Raw genomic sequence first — 22,450 nt, 5'->3', positions numbered from 1 at the left:
GAACGTCGCGAGCTGGAGCGCCGTGCCTTCGGCCGGGTCGGATCCGGCCTGAGTCCGGCCGAGGCCGCGCGGCTGACGGAGCTGCGGCGCGCGGATGCCGCCGCGCCGGGCCCGGAGCCTGCCGAAGGGGCACTACCCACGTCAGGCGCCCGACCTGTTCCGGAGCCAGCGCACCGAGATGAAGGCCCCCCACCGCTCGCGCCCGATCCGCCGACGATGTCCGGTCTCGCTGACGGATCCGGCGTGATCGTCGGTGGAACGGGACGGAGTCGGCCGTTCGGGACAGCTCGTGAACGGGTAGTCGCCTGGTTCGCCACCGGCCGCGGGAAGCGCCCTCGCTACCTCATCGGCACAGCGGCGGCGTTGATCCTCGTCGGTCTGCTGATCGGCTGGGCCATCCCGCGCCCGCCCGACGTGGGGCTCGCCCTCCGGTCCGGCGAGGCTGAGCGGCGGGACACGCTCCTCCACGACGCGAAGTACGACCCCGGGAGCGTACTGCTGCTCGATCGGCAGGCGGATGCCCTGTTGTGGACCTGGACGGAGGTGGGTGGACAACTGCGCTGCGCCGCGCTGGACGTGCCGGGGTTGCCGATGGAGCGGCAGTGCCAGCGGATCGAGGACCTCAAGAAGAATCCGTACTCCCTTCAGGTGAACACGACCGTTGCTCCGGCTTCGGGCCGCAACGTGCAGGTCGGCTACGGAGGGGTCGTGTTCCTCGCGGGACGAGGGTTCCCCGGCGGGGCCATCCAGCGCTGGGAGGCCGAGTCGCGGACGATGAACCAGGGGATGAGCGACGCGGAGATCGCGGCGACGGCGAGGATCTCGGCCGAGCAGCAGCTCGAGGGGCTGTCCATCGTCGGGCGCTGGCGGGGGCTGACGATCTGGCGCGGCTACGCGGACAGCGGAACATCCCAATGCCTGATCGTCGAGGCCCCCGAAACGCAGCGGGCGTGCGGATCGGATGGCAGCACGTATGACGGCTCGTCGAAGGTTCTCAGTTTCACCGAGCCTGTGGATCCGCGCGGGACGGTGGTCAGGCTGGAGCTGGCCGCGACGCGGGACCGGCCCTCCGCGATCATCGAGATGCGCTTCGCCGTGTACGCCGTGCCGTATCTCATCATCACGGAGAACGCCGATGTCGGGGTCGAGGGACTCCTCACGGCGCCATGACGGCTCTCAGACCCGGTCCGTGAGGATCGCATGCCGCTTGTCGCCGATGCGCACGAGGATCAGGGTCGCCTCGGCGGAGCCGCGCAGGTTCAGCTTCTTGCGGAACGCGGCCGGATCCACGTCCACGCCGCGCTTCTTGATCTCCAGGCGTCCGATGCCCGACTTCTTGAGGGCGGATCCGATCGCCTTCGGGTTCATCGGCAGCACTTCGCGCACCCGGAACGATGCGGCGAACGGGCTGTCGGCAGGAGCATCGGAGGTCAGATACGCGATGTGCGGATCCAGCATGCCCGCGTCGAGGCTGCGCGCCAGGTCGCCGATCAGGCGGGCGCGGATCACGGCGCCGTCGGGCTCGTGCACATAGGCGCCGAGCTCCCGCACCTCGGCGTCCTCCGTGTCGGCAGGGGCGGTCAGCTCGTGCGCGCGGTCGCCGCGCATCACGAGCGCAGCCCGCCGAACACCTTCGCGCGCCAGTTCGCCCGACCACAGCACCAGCTCGACGACGTCACCATCCGCGCTCACCCACAGTGCCTCGACGTCGGTGGGGATCGTCTCCCGGTCATGGGCGGGCCCGAGCTTGATTCCGGTGGGGATGCGCGCGGCGAGCGCGAATGCCCAGTCCAGCGAGGGGGAGTAGTCGTCTGCGGAGACGCGACGGGTCTCGGAATGCCCCGCGCTGCGCCGTGCCGGATCCAGCCACACCGCCTCGGTCGCCCCTCCGGGGTCGTTGAGCGAGGACGCCGAAGGCGACCGAGACGAAACGCCGTCTCCAGCGGTCGAGGGCGCGTGATCCTCCGCGAACCCGTGCCGCACCTCGGCGTCGGATCCGAACGGTGCGAGGTTGTACGCCGCCAGCGCGGCCGTGACCTCGTCGGCGTCCACGGCCGTGACCCGCAGCCCCGCGCCGGCGAACGCCAGCGCGTCGCCGCCGATCCCGCAGCCGAGGTCGGACACGTGCGCGATCCCGGCGGCGCGCATCCGTCCGGCATGACGCGCGGCGACGCCGAGCCGGGTCGCCTGCTCGAGGCCGGCGCGGGTGAACAGCATCCGGTCCGCGAACTCGCCGAACTTCGCCGCCCCCTTCGTGCGCAGTCGCGCCTGGCCGACCACGGCGGACACGAACTCGGGGGAGTGCCCCTCGGCCCGCAGGCGCATGACAGCGCGGGCGGCCGCATCCGTGGATCCGATCCCGCCGAGCTCGTCGATCGCCCGCAGCGCCTCGGGCGTCAGCAGGATTCGCAGTTCGCTCATATCCACGCGGTCCAGGCTATCCGTCCGCCATGCGCGGACCGGCCCGTCGAGTGCACGCGCTGTCGGCGAGGGCACACGTTCTTCGCGCCAACACGCCGTGCGGTCGGCGAGCGCGTGTGCTCTCGGCGCGGGGGCGGACGGCAGGGGCAGGTTGGCACTCTGATTGCATGAGTGCCAGCGATGTGCCTAGACTGTCGTTAGCACTCTCAGGCTGAGGGTGCTAATCAGTCTTGAACCGTCAAGAAAGAGGTAGACCGTGTCGGTTTCCATCAAGCCGCTCGAGGACCGCATCGTCATCAAGCAGGTCGAGGCCGAGCAGACCACCGCGAGTGGCCTGGTCATCCCTGACACCGCCAAGGAGAAGCCCCAGGAGGGCGAGGTCGTGGCCGTGGGCCCCGGCCGCATCGATGACAACGGCAACCGCGTCCCGCTCGACGTCAACGTCGGCGACCGCGTGCTCTACAGCAAGTACGGCGGCACCGAGGTGAAGTTCGGCGGCGACGAGTTCCTCGTGCTGTCCGCGCGCGACGTGCTCGCCGTCGTGGTGCGCTGAGCGTCCACTGACGTCTCGAAGGCCCGGATGCCCTGTGCGTCCGGGCCTTCGTCGTTCCCGGATCCGGACCCGCGGTCGATCGGAGGCGGCGGACCTGATGTCGCTTCACGGCAATAAGGTGGATCGGTGACCACCACCCCCCGCAGCGCCCAGACCGTGGGCGTCGCCTCCGCGATCGGTGCGTATCTGCTGTGGGGCGTGCTGCCGCTGTACTTCCTGCTGCTCGCGCCGACGGGCCCGTGGGAACTGGTGGCCTGGCGGGTCGCGCTCTCGTTCGTGTTCTGCCTCATCCTGCTGGCGATCACCCGAGGCTGGAAGCAACTGATGACGATCGTCCGGCAGCCGCGACTGCTGGCGCTGACGGCGCTCGCCGGGGTGCTGATCTACATCAACTGGCAGGTGTTCGTCCTCGCCACCCTGAACGGCGAGATCGTCGAGACCAGCCTCGGCTATTTCATCAACCCGATCGGCACCATGCTGCTGGGCGTGTTCGTGCTCAAGGAGAAGCTGCGCCGGCTGCAGTGGGTCGCGATCGGGATCGCGACCGTAGCGGTGCTGGTGATCGTCTTCGCCCACGGCACCTTCCCATGGATCGCGCTCTCGCTGACCGCCTCGTTCGGCATCTACGGACTCGTCAAGAAGAAGATCGGTCCCTCGGTCGACGCCGTGAGCGGTCTCACCCTGGAGTCGTTCTGGCTGCTGCCGGTCGCCGTCGTGCAGTTGATCGCCGTGGGACTCACCACCGGCATCACGATGGGCGCGAACGGCCCGCTCCATGCGAGCCTGCTCGCCTTCGCGGGCATCGCCACCGCCGTGCCGCTGCTGCTGTTCGCCGCGGGCACCCGCAGGATCGGGCTGACCGTGATCGGCATGATCCAGTTCATCACCCCGATCATGCAGTTCCTGGTCGGCGTGCTCGTCATGCACGAACCGATGCCGACCGAGCGGTGGATCGGCTTCGCGATCGTCTGGGTCGCGATCGCCGTGTTCCTGATCGACCTCGCTCTCGCCGCCCGCCGGATCCGATCCGGCCGAGGAACGGTCGAGGCGTCGAACCCCGGCACCGACACGATCCCCGTGCCCTGACCCTCTCGCGGCGGCCGGCTTCGGAATCGGGGTCGACCGGATCCGGGTCTGCTGGATCCCGCGTCTGCAGGGTCCGCGTCTGCGGGATCCGCGTCCTCTAGATCCGGGTCTGCGCGACGATGGCGCAGCGAGCAGGGTCGCTGAGCGCCCGGCCCCAGTGGCCCGCAGAGCCGGCCCCGCGCGCGCCCGAGGCCTCGCTGTGGCCACGTCCGCCTCCTTACGCCGAGTGCGTGCGACCCCGCTTGTGATCGGCGCGCGCGTCACCTCCTCCCGGTCGCCGACTCCTTCCTCTGTGGCGAGTCGAGGTGCGGATGCCCGAAAGTCTCGCGCATATCGGAACGGCTCGTGGGGAGCCATGGGGAGGCAAGCGTGCTGGTTCAGCAACTTCCGTCCGGGGACGTCGTCGCCCGGCTGGGCAGCGTCCGAGATCGGCCGAGTGTCACGAGCACGGGGGCTCTCCGTGCGGCGGGGGCTCCGGCCGCGTCCGCGCCGCCGAAGAACCTGGTGTTCGGCGCAGTGACCATCTCGGTCCATGAGCACGACGCCGGCTCCGACCGCGCCTCCGGTGTCGCCGCCGGACGCCTGAGACTGTTCCTGGTGCGCGGGGGATCCGTCGAGATCCCCACCCGCGACGGCCGGCAGGTGATCCGCGATGGCCAGGGGATCGTGGTGACCGGAACGGCCTCGGTGCGCATATCGTCCTCATCCTCCGGTGAGATGATCGGCATCGGCATGCCCCTGGACGAGATCCCGCAGTTCTCGCTGCCGAGGAATGCGGCGATCCCCATCGAGGACGCGGCGCTGCTCCGGCCCATCGGAGCGTTCGTGCACACTCTGCACGGCGACGACGAGATCGATGTACTCTCGCGCGGGCGCTTCTCGCAGATCCTGCGCGACATGCTCCTGGTGGCGATCCGGCGGGCGACCATCGGCGTCGGGCCTGCGACCGTGCCCTCCATCCATCAGCGCGCCGCCGCGATCCTGCGGCAACGTCATGCGGACGCGGGGCTCAGCCCCGCGGAGGTGGCGGCCGAGGTGAATGTGTCGCTGCGCCAGCTGGAGCGCGAGTTCCAGTCGTCGGGCCGGACGATCCGACAGGAGATCCGGCGCATTCGCGTGGCCGCCGCCGTGGCCCTGCTGCAGGAGGAGGGCCAGCCGCCGCAGACGATCGACGCGATCGCCGTGCAGGTCGGTCTGAGCAACGGGTCGAGTCTGGCGCGGGCGATGGCGGCCGAGGACCTGCCGTCGCCTGCACGCCTGCGTGCGGCGGCACGATCCGGCCTGTCAGGCCGTAGTCATACCTGACACGACCGGTTTCGCACGCGGGTCGACGGGGTGGAGCGCTCGGTGCTCCCGAGGGAGGATCCGCGGGTTGGATGACGGAGGACCACCGCCCCCGGCACCCGCGGGGAGCGGTCTCACCGCCTCCGCCCCGACGGACGCAGACAGAACTGGAGCAGTCATGCCCGATACCCTTCCCGCACGCCAGGTACCCCGCCGCGCCATCGTCAAGGGTGCCGCGTGGTCGCTGCCGGTCATCGCCGCGGCGGTGGCGACGCCGCTCGCGGCGGCCAGTGAGACGGCGCCCGTGGCGAACTACGCCGAAGTGACCGCGACGGCGAACCCGAAGGTCGGCACGAACCCGAACTTCAAGATCCAGGGCCAGTACACCGACGGCGCGAACTACGTCGACGGCTCCCTCAAGGCCGGCACCCTCGTCACCTTCACATTCGCGAACGGCGCGACGGCCGCCTCGTACTCGGGCCTGTCCGGCCTGAGTTTCGTCAGCGGCGACCCTGCGGCCGGCGGGCCGGTCATCTTCCAGGTGACGGCGTCGACGACCGCGCAGGTCAAGGTGACGTTCAACAACGTCGCGCCGGTGGGTGGCGCCATCACCGCCGAGGTTCTCGGCGGCACGGGCACTGCGACCATCACGGCCTGATCCGGCGGCGGGACCGGGATCGGCCCCGTTCTCCTCTTCGCCCGCGGCCGCCGTCATCCCCCTGTGACGGCGGCTGCTCGCATGCGCCGCGGATGAGCGCCCCTGAGCGTCCACTCCACGAGTCCGTTCCTGGGAATACCGCACCCCACGCGGCACTTAGAATCGATACACGCGCGCAGAAGAGGAGCCCCGCAACCCATGGAGCAGCACGACCCGTTCGGTTTTGTCGGATTGACCTACGATGACGTCCTGCTCCTGCCCGGGCACACGGACGTGATCCCGAGCGAGGCGGACACCTCCTCGCGTGTGACGCGCCGGATCTCGGTCGCCACACCTCTGCTCTCCAGTGCGATGGACACCGTGACCGAGGCGCGCATGGCGATCGCCATGGCGCGCGAGGGCGGCCTGGGTATCCTGCACCGCAACCTCTCCATCGCCGATCAGGCCGCGCAGGTCGACCGCGTCAAGCGCAGCGAGTCCGGCATGATCACGGATCCGATCACCACGACCCCCGACGCGACGATCGCGGAGGTCGACGCGATGTGCGCGAAGTACCGCATCTCGGGTCTGCCCGTGGTCGACCCCGATGGCCGCCTGGTCGGCATCGTCACGAACCGCGACATGCGCTTCGTCTCCGGATCCGCCAAGCAGACCACACTCGCGCGCGACGTGATGACGAGCGAGAACCTCGTGACCGCGCCCGTCGGCGTCGAGGCCGCACAGGTCATCGCGCTCTTCGCGAAGCACCGCGTCGAGAAGCTGCCGCTCATCGACGAGGACGGCACGCTCGCCGGCCTGATCACCATCAAGGACTTCGACAAGAGCGAGAAGTACCCGCTCGCCACCAAGGACGACCAGGGCCGCCTGCGGGTCGGCGCGGCGATCGGCTTCTTCGGCGATGCCTGGGAGCGCGCCGAGGCGTTGCGCGACAAGGGTGTGGACGTGCTCGTCGTCGACACCGCCAACGGCCAGTCGCAGGGCGTGATCGACCTGGTCAAGCGACTCAAGGCGGATCCGTCCTTCGCGCACATCGACATCATCGGCGGCAACGTCGCCACCCGCGAGGGTGCGCAGGCGCTCGTCGACGCCGGAGTGGACGCCGTCAAGGTCGGCGTCGGTCCCGGCTCGATCTGCACCACCCGCATCGTCGCCGGCGTCGGAGTGCCGCAGGTCACCGCGGTGTACGAGGCGTCGCTCGCGGCGCGCCCGGCCGGCATCCCGGTCATCGCGGACGGCGGCTTGCAGTACTCCGGCGACATCGCCAAGGCGCTCGTCGCCGGTGCCGACGCCGTGATGCTCGGATCCCTGCTCGCCGGTACCGAGGAGTCCCCGGGCGAGATCGTGTTCCAGGGCGGCAAGCAGTTCAAGCTGTACCGCGGAATGGGCTCGCTCGGCGCGATGCAGACCCGCGGCAAGCAGACGTCCTACTCGAAGGACCGCTACTTCCAGGCCGACGTGCCCAGCGACGACAAGCTCATCCCCGAGGGCATCGAGGGACAGGTTCCCTACCGCGGCCCGCTGTCCGCCGTCGCGTACCAGCTGGTCGGCGGCCTGCGCCAGTCGATGTTCTACGTCGGCGCGCGCACGATCGAGGAGCTCAAGACGCGCGGCAAGTTCGTGCGCATCACGGCGGCCGGGCTCAAGGAGTCGCACCCGCACGACGTGCAGATCGTCGTCGAGGCGCCGAACTACAAGCGCTGAGATCTCGAAGGCCCGGATCCTGAAATCGGATCCTGGCCTTCGTCGTCCACCTGGCCCTGCTCACTGGTCGCGTATTGCGGTCATTCCTGCCGTGGAACCGCAATCTGCGACCAGCGAGCGGAGAGAACGGGATCCATTTCCCCTCGGTGGTCGCGTATTGCGGTCATTCCTGCCGCAGAACCGCAATCCGCGACCAGCGAGCAGGGGGGCTCAGCGACCCGCGGCGAGAGCCTCCGGAATGGCGGCCTCCGCCTCGACGTCGATCCCATCCTCCGCGTGCCCGCCGCGCCCAGCCGGCAGCCAGAGCGCGATGACGGCGGCGACCAGCAGTACCGCGGCGCCGGTGAACACGGCGGGGCGAGCGGCGTCGACGTAGTGGTCGGGCAGCAGCTGGCCGCCGGCGCCCACGAAGATCGCCGTCATCACGGCGGTGCCGAGGGCGACGCCCAGCTCGCGGAGCGTGGAGTTCACTCCCGACGCCTTCGCGTGGTCGATCAGGCCGAGCGTGGCGAGCAGTGCCGTCGCCGAGGGGGCGAAGACGAGGCCCATGCCGATGCCGGCGAGGACGAAGGGTGCGACGAGAGCGGCGTAGGGCACGTCTGTGGCGAGCTGGGCGGCCAGCCAGCCCAGGGCGACGCCTTGCAGCAGCAGGCCGGTGACGAGCAGCACCCTCGTGCCCACGCGCGGCGCGATCAGGCCCGCGAGCGGCGCCACGATCATCGGCGCGAGCGTCCACGGCGTCGTCTGCACGGCGGCCTCGAGCGGGGTCGCGCCCTGCACGACCTGCAGGAACTGGATCAGGATGAACACGGATCCGAAGGTGCCGAAGCTGAATGCGAAGCCGACGACGTTCGTGATCGAGAACGACCGGTCGCGGAACAGCCGCAGCGGCATGAGCGGCGCGGCCGAACGCAGCTGCCAGACGAGGAACGCGATCAGGAGCGCGCCGCCCAGGGCGAGCTCGGCGATCACGCCGATCGTGTCCCAGCCGTCGTCGTTGCCGCGCACGATCGCGTGGACGAGGGCCAGCACGCCGCCGGCGGCGAGAACCGCGCCCGGCACGTCGATACGCACGCGGGCGCCGAAGTCGTTGGCGAGCACCATCAGGGCCAGCGGGATCGCGATCACGGCGATGGGCACGTTGATCCAGAAGATCGCCTGCCAGTTCCAGCCCTCCATGATGGCGCCGCCGATGAGCGGTCCGACGGCGACGCCGAGCCCGGAGACACCGCCCCAGATGCCGATCGCGAGCGAGCGCCGCGCGGCGGGCACCGCGCCGGTGAGGAGGGCGAGCGACAGCGGCATGACGGCGGCCGCACCCAGCCCCTGCACGGCGCGGGCGGCGATGAGCTGGCCCGGGTCTGTGCTGAGCGCCGCGAACAATGAGCCGGCCCCGAACAGGGCGATGCCGAGGGCGAACACCGTGCGGCGGCCGAACCGATCGCCGAGCGCGGAGGCGACGAGGATCGCGCCGGCGAAGGCCAGCGTGTACGCGTTCACGAACCACTGCAGCTGCTCGATCGTGGCGCCCATCTCGCGGTGCAGCACGGGGAGGGCATTGGTCATGACGAGGTTGTCGAGGGTCGCCATGAACATCGGCAGGGAGGCGGCGGCGATGACGAGCGCGACCGGGCGCGATGGCCGGGGCACGAGGCTGTTGCGGCTCCGGCGAGCGGCTGCGGCGGGCGAGGAAACGGTCATGGGAAGCTCCAGTTGTAATTGAATGATTACTAGCGCTGGAGTCAATGTAGTAATCGAATGATTACAAAGTCAAGTCATTCGCTGATAACCTTTCGGCATGACATCGGCAGCGCCCACGGACACCGCCCACGGCGACGACTCCGGCCGCCGTCTCTCCTCCCCGGAGCGGCGCGCGCAGATCATCCTCGCCGCGCTCACGGTCTTCGGCTCGCGCGGTTACGAGGGGGCCACGACCGACCAGGTCGCGCGCGCCGCAGGCGTCAGTCAGCCCTATGTCGTGCGCCTGTTCGGATCCAAGGAGAACCTCTTCCTCGCGACGATCGAGTTCTCGCTCGACCGCCTGCTGTCGGTCTTCCGCGAGGCGCTCGCCGCGTCGGACGAGGATGGGGAGCGACCTGTCGGCAGGCGCATCGGAGAAGCCTACGTCGACCTCATCGAGGTGCGGGGTCTGCACCAGACGCTCGCGCACGCCTACCTCCTCGGCAGCAACCCGGCCATCGGAGCTGCGGCCCGCCAGGGGTTCGCGAGGGTCTGGCGCTTCTTCCGCGACGAGGTGGGCCTCGAGGCCGACGACGCGCGCAGCTTCCTCGCCGAGGGCATGCTCATCAGCACCATGATCGGACTGCGGATCGTGGACGACTACGGATCCGACCCGCAGATCACCGAACTGTTCCGGGCGTGCTTCCCCAACAAGCTGCCGCATGTGCTCGAGGTGCTGCCGCGCAACGAGCACCGGCTGTAGCCGGCCGCTGTTCCTGATAGCCTGGTCGGCTCGCTGTCGCGCAAGAGCTCGCGGGCGAAAGGACCACCACCGTGGGATACATCGATGTCGCCGGCGTCTCGCTCACCCTGCCCGACGGCCGCCCCCTGCTCGATGAGGCCTCGTTCCGCGTCGGCGCCGGATCCACGAGCGCCCTGATCGGGCCGAACGGCGCCGGCAAGTCCACGATCCTGCGAATCATCCGCGGCGACCAGGCTCCGGACGCCGGGGTCGTGACGATCGACGGATCCCTCGGCGTGATGGACCAGTTCGTGGGCCATGGTCGCGCGGGGCAGACCGTGCACGAGCTGCTCATCGCGGTTGCGCCCTCGCGGATCAGGGAGGCGGCCGAGGCGCTCGAGTCCGCCGAGAACGCCCTGATCGAGGACGACACCGAGCCCACACAGATGCGGTATGCGACCGCGATCGCCGAATACGCGGACGCCGGCGGATACGAGCACGAGACGGTCTGGGACCAGTGCACGGTCGCCGCTCTCGGCGTCCCTTTCGAGCGGGCGCGGTTCCGTGATCTCGCGACGCTCTCGGGAGGCGAGCAGAAGCGGCTCGCGCTCGAGGCGCTGCTGCGCGGCCCGGATGACGTGCTGCTGCTCGACGAGCCGGACAACTACCTCGACGTGCCAGGCAAGCGCTGGCTCGAGGAGCGGCTGCGCGAGACGCCGAAGACGGTGCTGCTCGTGTCGCACGACCGCGAGCTGCTCGCCAGGGCGGCCGATCGCATCGTCACGCTCGAGCCGGGCGGCGCGGGCGCCACGGCGTGGGTGCACGGTGGAGGGTTCGGCACCTACCATCAGGCGCGGATCGATCGGCTGGACCGGCTCGATGAGCTGCGCCGGCGCTGGGACGAGCAGCACGAGAAGCTGAAGACTCTCGTCGCGAACCTCAAGGTCAAGGCGTCCGCGAACGACGGCTTCGCCTCGCGCTATCAGGCCGCGCAGACCAGACTGCGCAAGTTCGAGGAGGCGGGTCCGCCCGAGGAGCGCCCGCCTGCGCAGGACTTCGACATGCGACTGCGCGGTGCACGCACGGGCAAGCGCGCGATCGTGTGCACCGACCTCGAGCTGACCGGTCTCATGCGGCCCTTCGATGCCGAGCTCTGGTTCGGCGACCGTGTGGCTGTGCTGGGCTCGAACGGATCCGGGAAATCTCACTTCCTGCGGCTGCTGGCCCGCGGCGGCAGCGATCCCGATGCGACGCTCGGACATCTCACCGGCGCGGGGGAGCGGCTCGACGAGGTCGCCCACTCCGGCACCGCAGTGCTCGGCGCCCGCGTCGTGCCAGGCCTGTTCGCGCAGACCCACGCGCATCCGGAGTTCGCCGGACGCACGCTTCTGGAGATCCTGCACCGCGGAGACGACCGCAGGGCGGGGATGCCCCGGGATGCGGCCAGCTCGGCGCTGGACCGCTACGGACTGGTGCACCAGGCGCAGCAGGAGTTCTCGCAGCTCTCCGGCGGGCAGCAGGCCCGGTTCCAGGTGCTGCTGCTCGAGCTGTCCGGCGCGACCCTGCTCCTGCTCGATGAGCCCACGGACAACCTCGATCTCGAGTCGGCCGAGGCGCTCGAAGAGGCGATCGCGAGGTTCGAGGGCACGGTCGTCGCGGTCACCCATGACCGCTGGTTCGCGCGCTCGTTCGACCGCTTCCTCGTGTTCGGCGAGGACGGCGGCGTCTACGAGTCGGACGCTCCGGTATGGGACGAGCGCCGGGTCGCGCGCACCCGCTGAGGGCGGCAGAGGCAACCCGGGTAGGCTGGGGTCGTGACTCAGGAGATCGAGCTCGGCCGAGGCAAGCGCGCGCGTCGCGCATACACGTTCGACGACATCGCGGTGGTGCCCTCGCGGCGCACCCGTAACCCGGAGGACGTCTCCACGGCGTGGACGATCGATGCGTTCCCGTTCGAGATCCCGGTGCTCGGCGCCCCGATGGACTCGGTGATCAGCCCCCGCACGGCGATCATGCTGGGCCAGCTCGGCGGCCTGGGCGTGCTCGACCTGGAGGGGCTGTGGACCCGGTACGAGGATCCGCAGCCGCTGCTCACCGAGATCGCCGGTCTCGACGAGACCACCGCCACGTCGCGCATGCAGGAGCTGTACGCCGAGCCGATCAAGCCCGAGCTGATCAAGGCGCGTCTGGCCGAGATCCGCGAGGCCGGCGTCACGGTCGCCGGATCCCTCACGCCGCAGCGGACCCAGGAGCTGTACCAGACCGTGGTCGAGGCGGGCGTCGACCTGTTCGTCATCCGCGGCACGACCGTCTCGGCCGAGCATGTCTCGAGCGTCGCCGAGCCGCTGAACCTGAAGAAGTTCATCTACGACCTCGACGTGCCCGTGATCGTGGGCGGTGCCGCCACCTACACCGCGGCCCTGCACCTCATGCGCACCGGCGCGGCGGGCGTGCTGGTCGGCTTCGGCGGGGGAGCGGCGTCCACCACCCGCGCCACGCTGGGCATCCACGCGCCGATGGCCACCGCCGTCTCCGACGTCGCGGCCGCGCGCCGCGACTACCTCGACGAGTCGGGAGGCCGCTACGTGCACGTGATCGCCGACGGCGGCGTGGGAACCTCGGGCGACATCGTCAAGGCCCTCGCGACGGGCGCCGACGCGGTCATGCTCGGCGTCGCGCTCGCGCGAGCCACCGACGCTCCCGGCCAGGGCTTCCACTGGGGTCCCGAGGCGCACCACCCGAAGCTGCCGCGCGGTCGCCGTGTGGCGGTCGGCGGCGTCGCGACGCTCGAGGAGATCCTGTACGGCCCGGCCCCTGTGGCCGACGGCACCGCCAATCTCATCGGCGCGCTGCGCAAGTCGATGGCGACCACGGGCTACTCCGACCTCAAGGAGTTCCAGCGCGTCGAGGTCGTGCTCTCCCCGTACGAGTCCTGAACGTCCGCCGTTCTTGAACCGTCCCGTGTCCTCTCCGCAGCACTCCGCCGTTCCGACCCCGGAGTTCCCGCCGACCCTGCGCGAGGTCATGCTGCGCGGCCGCTGGATCGGCATGCTGCTGCTGTGCCTCGTGGTGGCCGGCGTGTTCGCCTGGCTCGGCCAGTGGCAGCTCGGCCGCGCCATCGACACGAACCCGCCGCCGCCGGGGGCCACCGAGAAGGTGCTGCCGATCGACCAGGTCGTGAAGCCCGGCGCCTACCTGGACGCACCTCTGGTGGGTCAGCGCGTCGAGACCAGCGGATCCTGGGTCCCCGATGACTTCCTCGTCGTGGCCTCGCGTTTCAACGACGGCGCCGAGGGCTACTGGGTGACCGGGCAGCTGCGCATCGCCGGCGCAACGGAGCCCACCTCGCTCGCGGTCGCGATCGGCTGGGCTCCCGATGAGAAGGCTGCCAAGGCTGCCGTCCAGCGCCTGGAGCAGACGGCCGACGGATCCGTCGTCACCGTGACCGGTCGCCTCATCTCCGATGAGGGGCCCGTCGCCCCGCCGAAGGACCAGCCGACCCGCATGGACCGGATGTCACCGGCCGCGCTGCTCGGCTTCTGGCACGACACCGCCGAGCTGAACGTCTACCGGCCGTACCTCGCTTCCGCCACCCCGCTCGGCGGACTCGACACGATCTCCTCGCCGGCGCCGGAGGAGCACTCCTCGGTCAACTGGCTGAACATCTTCTACGCCGTCGAGTGGGCGATCTTCGCGGGTTTCGCGTTCTACCTCTGGTACCGCCTGGCGAAGGATGCCTGGGAGCGCGAGGTCGAGGACTTCGACGAGCGGCACGGCACCGCCGGCGGCTGAGTCCCGCACTCTGCTGCGAGTTGAGTCCCGGCGCGCCACCGTGGGCCGCGGCCTGCCCCCTCGCGTCGGAGATGTGCGCTTCGCTCGGAGGGATTCCCGGATCCGGTCCGAGGATGGCATACATCTCCGAAGAGACGACCGCGAACCTCCCGCTCGTACGAGCAAGGAGCGCGTCTGCCCTGCACCTTCGCGCGCCATCCGGTGAAGATCCGTTGTCCTGACAGTGAACTCCTCTCAGCGCGCCCCTAAGGTCCTTGAAGCCCACGCATAGCCTCGCTTAGGGTCGGGTCGTATGCGCCGTCCCCAGGCGGCGCCGTCGGCGGTCCCACGAGGCGGCCGGCGCCCCACCCCGCGAGGAGACAGCACCTTGACGAACGTCCCTGCCGACGAGAACCGCGTGGTTCCCGCCGTGAATCGCAGAAGGCGGGTGCGCCTGTGCGCGCTCGCCGTCACCACCATCAGCGCCGTCGGCGCCGGCGCCCTCGTGGCGCTCCCGGCCTTCGCCGACACCTCCGGAACCGGGGTGGTGATCAACGAGGCGTATCTCTCCGGCGGCAGCGCCGGCGCGGCGTTCACGAACAAGTTCGTCGAGCTCTACAACCCCACCGACGCGGCGGTCGCGCTCGACGGCACCTCCGTGCAGTACCGCTCCGCGAGCGGCACGGGCAACGCCAACGGCGTCGTCCCGCTCGCCGGATCCATCCCCGCGCACGGCTACTACCTCGTGCAGGGCGGCAGCAACGGCGCCAACGGCGCTGCGCTGCCCTCGCCCGACGCGACCGGCGGCCTGAACCCCAGCGGCTCCGCGGGCACGATCGCGCTCGTCAAGGGCACGTCGGCGGTCGCGCTCCCGACCGGATCCGTCGTCGGCAGCGCCGACGTGATCGACCTGCTCGGCTATGGCACGTCCAACACGTTCGAGGGCGCCGCGGCGACCGCTCCCGCGGGCAACACCGACGTGAAGTCGCTCAACCGCGCCCAGGGCGCGGACACCGACGCGAACAACGTCGACTTCGCGCTCTCGGCGTCGATTACGCCGACCAACACCAAGAACAACGGCACCGACCCGGGACCCGAGCCGACGCCCACCCCGACCCCCACGCCGACCCCGACCCCGACGGACACCCCCGCTCCCGGTGCGGCGAAGGCCATCGCCGAGGTGCAGGGCACCAGCGACACCTCGCCGTTCGTCGACCAGACCGTCACCGTGCAGGGCGTCGTCACCGGCGACTACCGCACCGGCGGCTACAAGGGCGTCACGATCCAGACCGCCGGCACCGGTGGCGACGTCAAGACGGCAGGCGCCTCGGACGGCATCTTCGTCTACCTGAACGCGCTCGCCCCGTCCGTGGCGCGCGGCGACCTCGTCTCGGTGACGGGCAAGGTGTCGGAGTACTTCGGCCAGACGCAGATCACCCCGGCCACGGTGGGCGACATCTCCGTGGTGACGGCCGGCGCGGGCCTGCCGCAGCCGGTCGCGCTGCCCGACAGCGTGCGCGGCGCCGACCGTGAGGCGTACGAGAACATGCTCGTCGCGCCCACCGGTACGTACAAGCTCGCGTCCAGCCACCAGCTGTACAACTACGGCACGCTGTGGCTCAACGCCGGTGACAAGCTCAACGTCAAGGCGACCGAGCTCGCTCGCCCCGGTGCCGAAGCAGACGCGATCACCGCCGCCAACCGCGCGAACCGGATCCTGCTCGACGACGGCTGGTCGTCGCAGATCGGAAAGGGCGGACACACCGGCGGTCAGCCGTACTTCACGAAGGACACGGTCGTGCGCAACGGCGACACCGTGAGCTTCCCCGCCGAGGGCGAGGTCCTGCAGTACGGCTTCGACGACTGGCGGCTGCAGCCGGTGGTGCCGATCTCGGGTACGAGCGACGCCTCGCACAAGCCGACGTTCGGCAACGAGAACCCGCGCACGGACGCCCCGCCGGCAACCGGCGGCGACGTGAAGGTGGCGTCGTTCAACGTCTACAACTTCTTCACGACGCTCTCCAGCGAGAACGCCGACGCGCGTGGCGCGAAGACGGCGGCGCAGTTCCAGATCCAGCGCTCGAAGATCGTCTCGGCGATCAACGGCCTGGGCGCCGACGTCGTCGGTCTCATGGAGGTCGAGAACGGCCCGAAGTTCGGACTCCCGCTCGACGCGCCGCTGCAGAACCTCGTCCAGGGGCTCAACGACGCGGCCGGATCCGATGTGTGGGACTACGTCCGCACGCCGCAGGCGCTGAACGACGCGTCCATCACCGACGCGATCACCACCGCGATCATCTACAAGAAGGCGTCCGTCACGCTCAAGGGCGATGCCTCGACCATCGTCGATGAGACCGTGTTCGGCAATGCGCGCGAGCCGATCGCGCAGACGTTCCAGACCGCCCAGGGTCGCGTGCTCTCGGTCGTCACGACGCACCTGAAGTCGAAGTCCCCGCCGCAGAATGCGGGACCGGAGCCGGCCGACGGCCAGGGCTTCTTCAACGCCGACCGCGTCGCGCAGGCCAAGGCCGAACTGGCCTTCGCGCAGAAGGTGCAGAACGACTCGGGCAGCGGCGACGTGTTCCTGGTCGGAGACTTCAACGCCTACGGCAAGGAGGATCCGATCGACGTGTTCACCCAGGCCGGGTGGACCGACGTCGAGCCGACGCACGCGGCGGGGCAGTACACCTACTCCTTCGACGGTGAGCTCGGATCCCTCGACCACGTGATCGCGTCGCCGTCCGCAGCGAAGGCCATCACCGGCGCCGGCGTGTGGAACATCAACTCGCCGGAGTGGAGCGACCGCGGCTACGCGTTCGCCGCCACCGAGGCGGGCACGCCGTACCGCTCCAGCGACCACGACCCGATCGTCGTCGGGCTCAAGGGCGCAGCGGATCCGGTCGACATCAACATCGCGACGATCAACGACTTCCACGGACGCATCGAGGCCGACGGCGCCGCCGCCGGCGCCGCGGTCGTGGCGGGCGCGGTCGAGCAGTTCCGCAAGCAGAACCCGAACACGATCTTCGCGGCTGCCGGTGACCTCATCGGCGCCTCCACGTTCACGTCGTTCATCCAGCAGGACAACCCCACGATCGACGCGCTGAACGCCGCCGGTCTCGACGTGAGCGCGGCCGGCAACCACGAGTTCGACCAGGGCTACGCCGACCTCCGCGACCGGGTCATCCCGCGTGCGGACTGGACGTACCTCAGCTCGAACGTGTTCCTCACCGCCGACGGCAAGCCGGCCCTCACCCCGGCGTGGGTGAAGGACGTGCAGGGCATCAAGGTGGGCTTCATCGGCGCGGTGACCGAGGATCTGCCGACCCTCGTCTCGCCGGACGGCATGAAGGGCCTCGAGGTGCGCGACATCGCCACCTCGGTGAACCAGGTGGCTGCCACGCTGAAGGACGGCGATGAGTCCAACGGCGAGGCCGATGTGATCATCCTGCTCGTGCACGAGGGCGCGACCACCACCGATGTGGCCAGCATCACGCCCGAGTCGCGTCTGGGCGAGATCGTGAACGGCGTCGACAAGAGCGTGAACGCGATCGTCTCGGCGCACACGCACCTCGCGTACAACCACGTGATCGACGGACGCCCGGTGGTCTCCGCCGGCCAGTACGGCGAGAACATGGGCCTGATGGACCTCAAGGTCGACCCCGCCACGAAGAAGCTGCTCTCGATCACCAACGAGATCAAGCCGCTCACCGTCAACAAGGTGCCGCAGTACCCGGCCGACCCCGCGGTGCAGGCGATCGTCGACGCGGCGAAGAAGAAGGCCGACGAGCTGGGTGCTGTGAAGCTCGGCGACATCACCGCCGACTTCAACCGCGCACGGCAGAGCGACGGCAAGACGGAGAACCGCGGTGGCGAGTCCACCCTGGGTAACTTCGTCGCCGACGTGCAGAAGTGGTCCACCGGAGCCGACTTCGCGGTGATGAACCCGGGTGGTCTGCGCGCCAACCTCACCTACGCGTCCAACGGCGCGGGGGATGCGGACGGCAGCGTCAGTTACCGGGAGGCGGCGACGGTGCAGCCGTTCGCCAACACCTTGATGACGGTGAAGCTCACCGGCGCCCAGGTGAAGCAGGTGCTCGAGCAGCAGTGGCAGCCCGCGGGTTCCGCGCGTCCGTTCCTCAAGCTCGGCGTCTCCAAGGAGCTGACCTACACGTACGACCCGGCCGCTGCGGCGGGGTCGCACATCACGGGCATCTTCGTGAACGGCGCACCGATCGATGCGGCCGCGACCTACACGGTGGGGGCCAACGCCTTCCTCGCGGCAGGCGGCGACGCGTTCACGGCGTTCCAGCAGGGCACCGACAAGAAGGACACCGGCAAGGTGGACCTGCAGTCGATGGTCGACTGGTTCGCCGCGAACAAGACCGCGACCCCGGATCTCGCTCAGCGCGCGGTCGGTGCGGTGCTCTCCGCTCCGACGGATGCGGCCGGCTACAAGCCGGGAGAGAGCGTCACCCTGAACCTCAGCTCGCTCGCGTTCACCGCGGGGGAGCAGGCTCCGGGCGGTGTCACGGTCTCGCTCGGCGGTTCGCCGCTCGCGACGTCCGCGGTCGATGGGGCCATGACGCTCGACGCGTATGACGAGGCGGGCAAGGCCACGCTGACGTTCGCGATCCCCGCGGGCCTCAACGGCGCGCAGACGCTGCACGTCGCGGTCGCCGGCACGGGCACCGTTGTCGACCTGCCGATCACGGTGGCAGGTCAGACCGGGCCGTTCCAGGGGACCGTCGAGGTCGCCGGCAACGGCAAGGTGCAGGCCGGCGGTCCGGTGGCGATCCGTGGGGCGAAGTTCACCCCGGGTCAGACCGTGACGCTGGAGCTGCGCGGCAAGAAGGGCGAGGTCGTCGCACTGGGTACGGCGGTGGTCGGTGTGGACGGTGCGTTCTCGGCGGCACCCGTGGTGCCGAAGAGCACGCAGCCCGGAAAATACACCCTCGCGGTCGTGCAGGCCGACGGCAACCAGGCCACCGCAGCCGTGCAGGTCAGCCGCGGCAACGGCCACGGCGGCGTGCTCGAGGTGATCGGCACGGTCTTCGGCTGGGTGTGGGATCTGCTGAAGTCCTTCTTCGGCTGATCCGCCACGGTGCGATCAACGGAGGCCGTCGGGTTCGCCCGGCGGCCTCCGTCGTCCGTGCCGTGGGCCGGCCCTGTCGGGTCGGTAGGGCGAGCCGGCCCCTCGGTCAGGCCTGATCTGTTCGAGGCGAGGCCGTCGAGGATCGTACGACCAGGGTCGTCGACAGCTCCGTGCGGGCTGCAGGGGTTCGGCCGAGTCGAAGCTGGACGAGTGCGTCCACGGCGGCAGCGCCCATCTGCGCTAGAGGCTGGCGGATGGTGGTCAGCGGCGGATCCGTCCAGCCCGCAGGCGGCAGATCATCGAAGCCGATCACCGAGATGTCGTCGGGGATGCGCAACCCCTGCTCGTGAAGGGCGTGGATCGCCCCGATCGCGGTGTCGTCGCTCGCGGCGAAGATCGCTGTGGGCGGCTGGGCGAGCGCCAGCAGGGTGTTCGTCGCGGCGAGTCCTTGGTCCATGCCGTAATGCGCGCGAACGACGAGGTCGTCGTCGACGCGGAGCCCGGCCTGCAGCATCGCCGCCTGGAAGCCCGCAAGGCGCGCGATCGCGTTGTCCTGGTCGAGCGATCCCGTGATCGTCGCGATGCGCCGGTGACCGAGGGCCAGCAGATGCTGTGCGGCGTCGAAAGCGCCTTGGAAATTCGTGGCGGCGATCGACAGTGTGCCCTCGGGGGCACGGTGCAGCGGATCCACCACGACGAGGGGGACGCCGGCCTCGGCAAGAGCGCGACGTGCGTCATCGCTCGGCACGGCGACGACGCTCAACAACCCGTCGGTGCCCCGGGCCAGCGCGTGCCGCACCCAGTCATCGCAGTCGTCGGGTGACGGTTCCACGGCGAGCACGACGTCCTTGCCGTGCGTTCGTGCGGCCTCGACCGCGCCGCGCACGACGGCCTCGGACCATGCTCCATCGAGGCTGACGACGCGGACATCCAGGAAACCCGTGGTTGCTCGGGGGCGGATCGCATAGCCGTGCCTTTCGAGCACCGCGGTGACGCGCTCCCGCGTGGCGAGGGCGACGTCGGGGCGCGAATTCAGGACCTTCGAGACGGTGGGAACGGAGACTCCGGCCTCCGAAGCGATCAGGTCGAGGTGGACTGCCATGGTTCCCTTCATCGGACTTTCCGAAAACACTATCGCACGCTCCGGCAGAAGAAAAGCGATTCTGGCAGTAGACGGATCGAGCTTTGCGCCCTAATGTTTCGACAACAGCAGTCGAAATTTCGTAAAGACATGTCGAAACACGAAGGAGTGCGCATGCGAAGGTTGCGAGCCACCACGATCACGGCGATGGCGCTCGGCGCCGTCCTGATCCTCTCGGGATGCGGGCGCGGGGCTGCCGGCGAGGCCGGTGGGCAGGGGGCCGCCGGACCGGCCGCAGAGGGCAAGGCCGATGGCGTCGTCGAAGTCTGGACGGCCGGCGGCCACGCCGACAATCTCAAGCTTCTCGCGAAGCCGTGGCTGAAGGCGAATCCGCACGCCACCCTGAAGGTCACGGATGTGCCCTGGGATCAGGTGATCACGAAGGTCCAGACCGCGACGGCTGCGGGGAAGGGCCCGGACATCATCATGACCGGCAGCGATCAAACGGCCACCGCGATCGGCATGGGTGCCTTCGAGCGGGTGCCGGACGGCGTCTACGACACGAAGGACTTCTACCCGGCCGCGGTGGACTCGGTGACCGGCCAGGACGGTTCCTACGCGATGCCCTGGTACGTCGAGACCCGCTTCCTGTTCTATCGGAAGGACATCGCGGCCCAGCTCGGCCTGTCGGCGCCGAAGACCTGGGCGGACATCGAGACGATGGCGGCTGCTTTCAAGGCCCGCCCCGGAGGGGCCTACGGCATCAGCCTGCCGCGACCGGTCGAGCAGCCCGCGCAGGTCATCGTGCCGTTCGACTCGCAGGCCGGAGGAAAGCTGACGGACGGGAAGAAGTGGACCATCGACACGCCTGAGCTGATCTCGGCGCTGGACTTCTACGCCGGCTTCTTCGCGCGTCACGAGGCGCCTCTGGAGACGACCGACGCCACGTTCGAGAACGGCGGCACGCCGATGTTCATCTCGGGACCGTGGATGCTCGATGTCTTCTCGCAGGCGATCAAGACCGGCACGGCACCCGCCGACTTCACCATGGACGCGGTCGGCTACACCGTGTTCCCGACCGGTCCCGGCGGCAACAACAACCAGTACATCGGCGGGGGCAACCTCGGCGTCTTCGCCTCGGCGAAGAACAAGGCGTCGGCATGGTCGCTGCTGTCGTGGATGGGGAAGAAGACGCAGCAGGAGGAATGGTTCGGCCTGCAGAAGGAGCTCCCCGCGAACATCGCCGCCGGTGAGATCCCGTCGATCCAGGACAATCCCGTGACGAAGGTGCTCATGCAGCAGATGAAGGACACCGTCGCGATGCCGAACTATCCGGCGTGGTCGCAGATCGCGGATCTCCTCGGCAAATACTCGGAGCAGGTCGCCAGCGGGCAGATCACGAGTGCGCAGGCCGCGAAGGAGATCCAGGCCAAGGCGGACGGGATCGGGCTCGGGTGGTGAACAGCACGCCGAAGCGGCCGGGGAAGACTTCTTCCCTGGCCGCGCAGCGCCGCCGCTCGGCGCTCATCGCGTGGATCTTCGTCGCGCCGTTCGTGCTGACGTTCGGTGTGTTCGGCATGATCCCGCTCGTGAGCTCGCTGGCGATGTCGTTCACCGACCTCAGGGCGCGCGACATCCGCAACCCGTTCAACGTCGATTTCGTCGGGTTCGCGAACTTCGTCACGGTCCTCACCGACGAGTCGTTCCTGCACGCGCTGCGCAACACGCTGTTGTTCGTCGTGATCGGGGTGCCCGCCACGATGTTCATCGCGTTGGTCCTCGCGGTCCTGCTGAACTCGCTGAGCCGCCGGGTGGCGACGTTCTTCCGCGTCGGCTACTACATGCCGGTGATCACCACGATCGTCGCCGTCGCGATCGTGTGGCGCCTGATGTACCAGGACACCGGGGTCATCAACACGATCCTCGGCTGGATCGGGATCAACGGACCGAACTGGCTGAGCGATCCGCACACGGCGCTCCTCGCCATCACGGTGATGGCGATCTGGCGGAACATCGGCGGATCGATGGTCATCTTCCTTGCGGGGCTGCAGAGCATCCCGTCGGAGATCAACGAGGCGGCGTCGATCGATGGGGCCGACGCCAGGCAGAAGTTCTTCCGGGTGACCATCCCGATGATGATGCCGACGATCCTCCTCAACACGATCCTCATCACCACCGGGTACATGCAGTTCTTCGACGAGCCGTTCGTGATGACGAACGGCGGCCCGCTGGACTCGACGACCTCGATCGCATTGCAGGTCTACAACCAGTTCAAATACGGGAACTATTCGGTCGGGGCAGCAGGCGCGTACGTCCTGTTCGTGCTCGTCGGCATCCTGGCGATCGTCCAGTTCCGCTTCTTTCGGCAGAGGACCTGA

16 protein-coding genes are annotated in these 22,450 nt (G+C 69.5%); 13 read left to right on the top strand and 3 right to left on the bottom strand.

The annotated features are described in order from the left end of the window. The first annotated feature begins 216 nt into the window (after positions 1 to 216). Entirely contained in the window at positions 217 to 1,170 is a 954-nt protein-coding gene (locus ACTJI8_RS13435; RefSeq protein ID WP_440733934.1) for a hypothetical protein, read from the top strand. A 6-nt stretch (positions 1,171 to 1,176) separates the two neighbouring features. Here the strand turns inward: ACTJI8_RS13435 and ACTJI8_RS13430 are convergent, their stop codons facing one another. Then, positions 1,177 to 2,427: a THUMP-like domain-containing protein gene (locus ACTJI8_RS13430; RefSeq protein WP_440733933.1), complete on the bottom strand. Its 1,251-nt coding sequence runs from the start codon at positions 2,425 to 2,427 to the stop codon at positions 1,177 to 1,179. A gap of 250 nt (positions 2,428 to 2,677) precedes the next feature. Here ACTJI8_RS13430 and groES point away from each other — a divergent pair, with 250 nt between their 5' ends. The 5 genes from groES (at position 2,678) to guaB (ending at position 7,703) form a co-directional block, all read left to right on the top strand. After that, positions 2,678 to 2,974, top strand: coding sequence for a co-chaperone GroES (groES, locus tag ACTJI8_RS13425; RefSeq protein ID WP_440733932.1), 297 nt, complete (start codon positions 2,678 to 2,680; stop codon positions 2,972 to 2,974). 126 nt (positions 2,975 to 3,100) lie between these two features. Then, positions 3,101 to 4,060, top strand: a complete 960-nt coding sequence (rarD, locus tag ACTJI8_RS13420; RefSeq protein ID WP_440733931.1) for an EamA family transporter RarD — start codon at positions 3,101 to 3,103, stop codon at positions 4,058 to 4,060. A 369-nt stretch (positions 4,061 to 4,429) separates the two neighbouring features. After that, positions 4,430 to 5,365, top strand: a complete 936-nt coding sequence (locus ACTJI8_RS13415; RefSeq protein ID WP_440733930.1) for a helix-turn-helix domain-containing protein — start codon at positions 4,430 to 4,432, stop codon at positions 5,363 to 5,365. Positions 5,366 to 5,522: 157 nt separating this feature from the next. Then, positions 5,523 to 6,002 carry a hypothetical protein gene (locus tag ACTJI8_RS13410; protein ID WP_440733929.1) on the top strand — a complete coding sequence of 160 codons (480 nt, stop codon included), beginning with the start codon at positions 5,523 to 5,525 and terminating at the stop codon, positions 6,000 to 6,002. Positions 6,003 to 6,200: 198 nt separating this feature from the next. Further along, positions 6,201 to 7,703 carry an IMP dehydrogenase gene (gene guaB, locus ACTJI8_RS13405; RefSeq protein ID WP_440733928.1) on the top strand — a complete coding sequence of 501 codons (1,503 nt, stop codon included), beginning with the start codon at positions 6,201 to 6,203 and terminating at the stop codon, positions 7,701 to 7,703. Positions 7,704 to 7,913: 210 nt separating this feature from the next. On the opposite strand, the gene ACTJI8_RS13400 is transcribed toward guaB, so the two are convergent. Beyond that, a complete protein-coding gene (locus ACTJI8_RS13400; protein ID WP_440733927.1) occupies positions 7,914 to 9,404 on the bottom strand; it encodes a DHA2 family efflux MFS transporter permease subunit in 1,491 nt (496 codons plus the stop codon). A gap of 97 nt (positions 9,405 to 9,501) precedes the next feature. On the opposite strand from ACTJI8_RS13400, the gene ACTJI8_RS13395 reads away from it, so the two are divergent. The 5 genes from ACTJI8_RS13395 (at position 9,502) to ACTJI8_RS13375 (ending at position 18,991) form a co-directional block, all read left to right on the top strand. Next, positions 9,502 to 10,146, top strand: coding sequence for a TetR/AcrR family transcriptional regulator (locus ACTJI8_RS13395; protein ID WP_440733926.1), 645 nt, complete (start codon positions 9,502 to 9,504; stop codon positions 10,144 to 10,146). A gap of 71 nt (positions 10,147 to 10,217) precedes the next feature. Then, on the top strand, positions 10,218 to 11,906 hold the full coding sequence (locus ACTJI8_RS13390) for an ABC-F family ATP-binding cassette domain-containing protein (protein ID WP_440733925.1): 1,689 nt from the start codon (positions 10,218 to 10,220) through the stop codon (positions 11,904 to 11,906). Between the two features lie 33 nt (positions 11,907 to 11,939). Next, positions 11,940 to 13,061 (top strand): GuaB3 family IMP dehydrogenase-related protein, encoded by a 1,122-nt coding sequence (locus ACTJI8_RS13385; protein ID WP_440733924.1) that lies wholly within the window; start codon positions 11,940 to 11,942, stop codon positions 13,059 to 13,061. Between the two features lie 88 nt (positions 13,062 to 13,149). Next, on the top strand, positions 13,150 to 13,917 hold the full coding sequence (locus ACTJI8_RS13380) for an SURF1 family protein (RefSeq protein WP_440734094.1): 768 nt from the start codon (positions 13,150 to 13,152) through the stop codon (positions 13,915 to 13,917). Positions 13,918 to 14,284: 367 nt separating this feature from the next. Continuing rightward, entirely contained in the window at positions 14,285 to 18,991 is a 4,707-nt protein-coding gene (locus ACTJI8_RS13375; RefSeq protein WP_440733923.1) for an ExeM/NucH family extracellular endonuclease, read from the top strand. Positions 18,992 to 19,097: 106 nt separating this feature from the next. Here ACTJI8_RS13375 and ACTJI8_RS13370 read toward each other — a convergent pair whose 3' ends face one another. Next, on the bottom strand, positions 19,098 to 20,093 hold the full coding sequence (locus tag ACTJI8_RS13370; RefSeq protein ID WP_440733922.1) for a LacI family DNA-binding transcriptional regulator: 996 nt from the start codon (positions 20,091 to 20,093) through the stop codon (positions 19,098 to 19,100). Between the two features lie 153 nt (positions 20,094 to 20,246). On the opposite strand from ACTJI8_RS13370, the gene ACTJI8_RS13365 reads away from it, so the two are divergent. After that, a complete protein-coding gene (locus ACTJI8_RS13365; RefSeq protein WP_440733921.1) occupies positions 20,247 to 21,533 on the top strand; it encodes an extracellular solute-binding protein in 1,287 nt (428 codons plus the stop codon). Then, positions 21,530 to 22,450 (top strand): carbohydrate ABC transporter permease, encoded by a 921-nt coding sequence (locus ACTJI8_RS13360; RefSeq protein ID WP_440733920.1) that lies wholly within the window; start codon positions 21,530 to 21,532, stop codon positions 22,448 to 22,450. Before ACTJI8_RS13365 ends, ACTJI8_RS13360 begins: the two co-directional genes overlap by 4 nt.

This window comes from Microbacterium sp. 22303 (assembly GCF_052045265.1).
Lineage (GTDB): Bacteria > Actinomycetota > Actinomycetes > Actinomycetales > Microbacteriaceae > Microbacterium.
The sequence above is the reverse complement of the archived record's forward strand: the minus strand, read 5'-3'. Positions and strand labels throughout refer to the sequence as shown.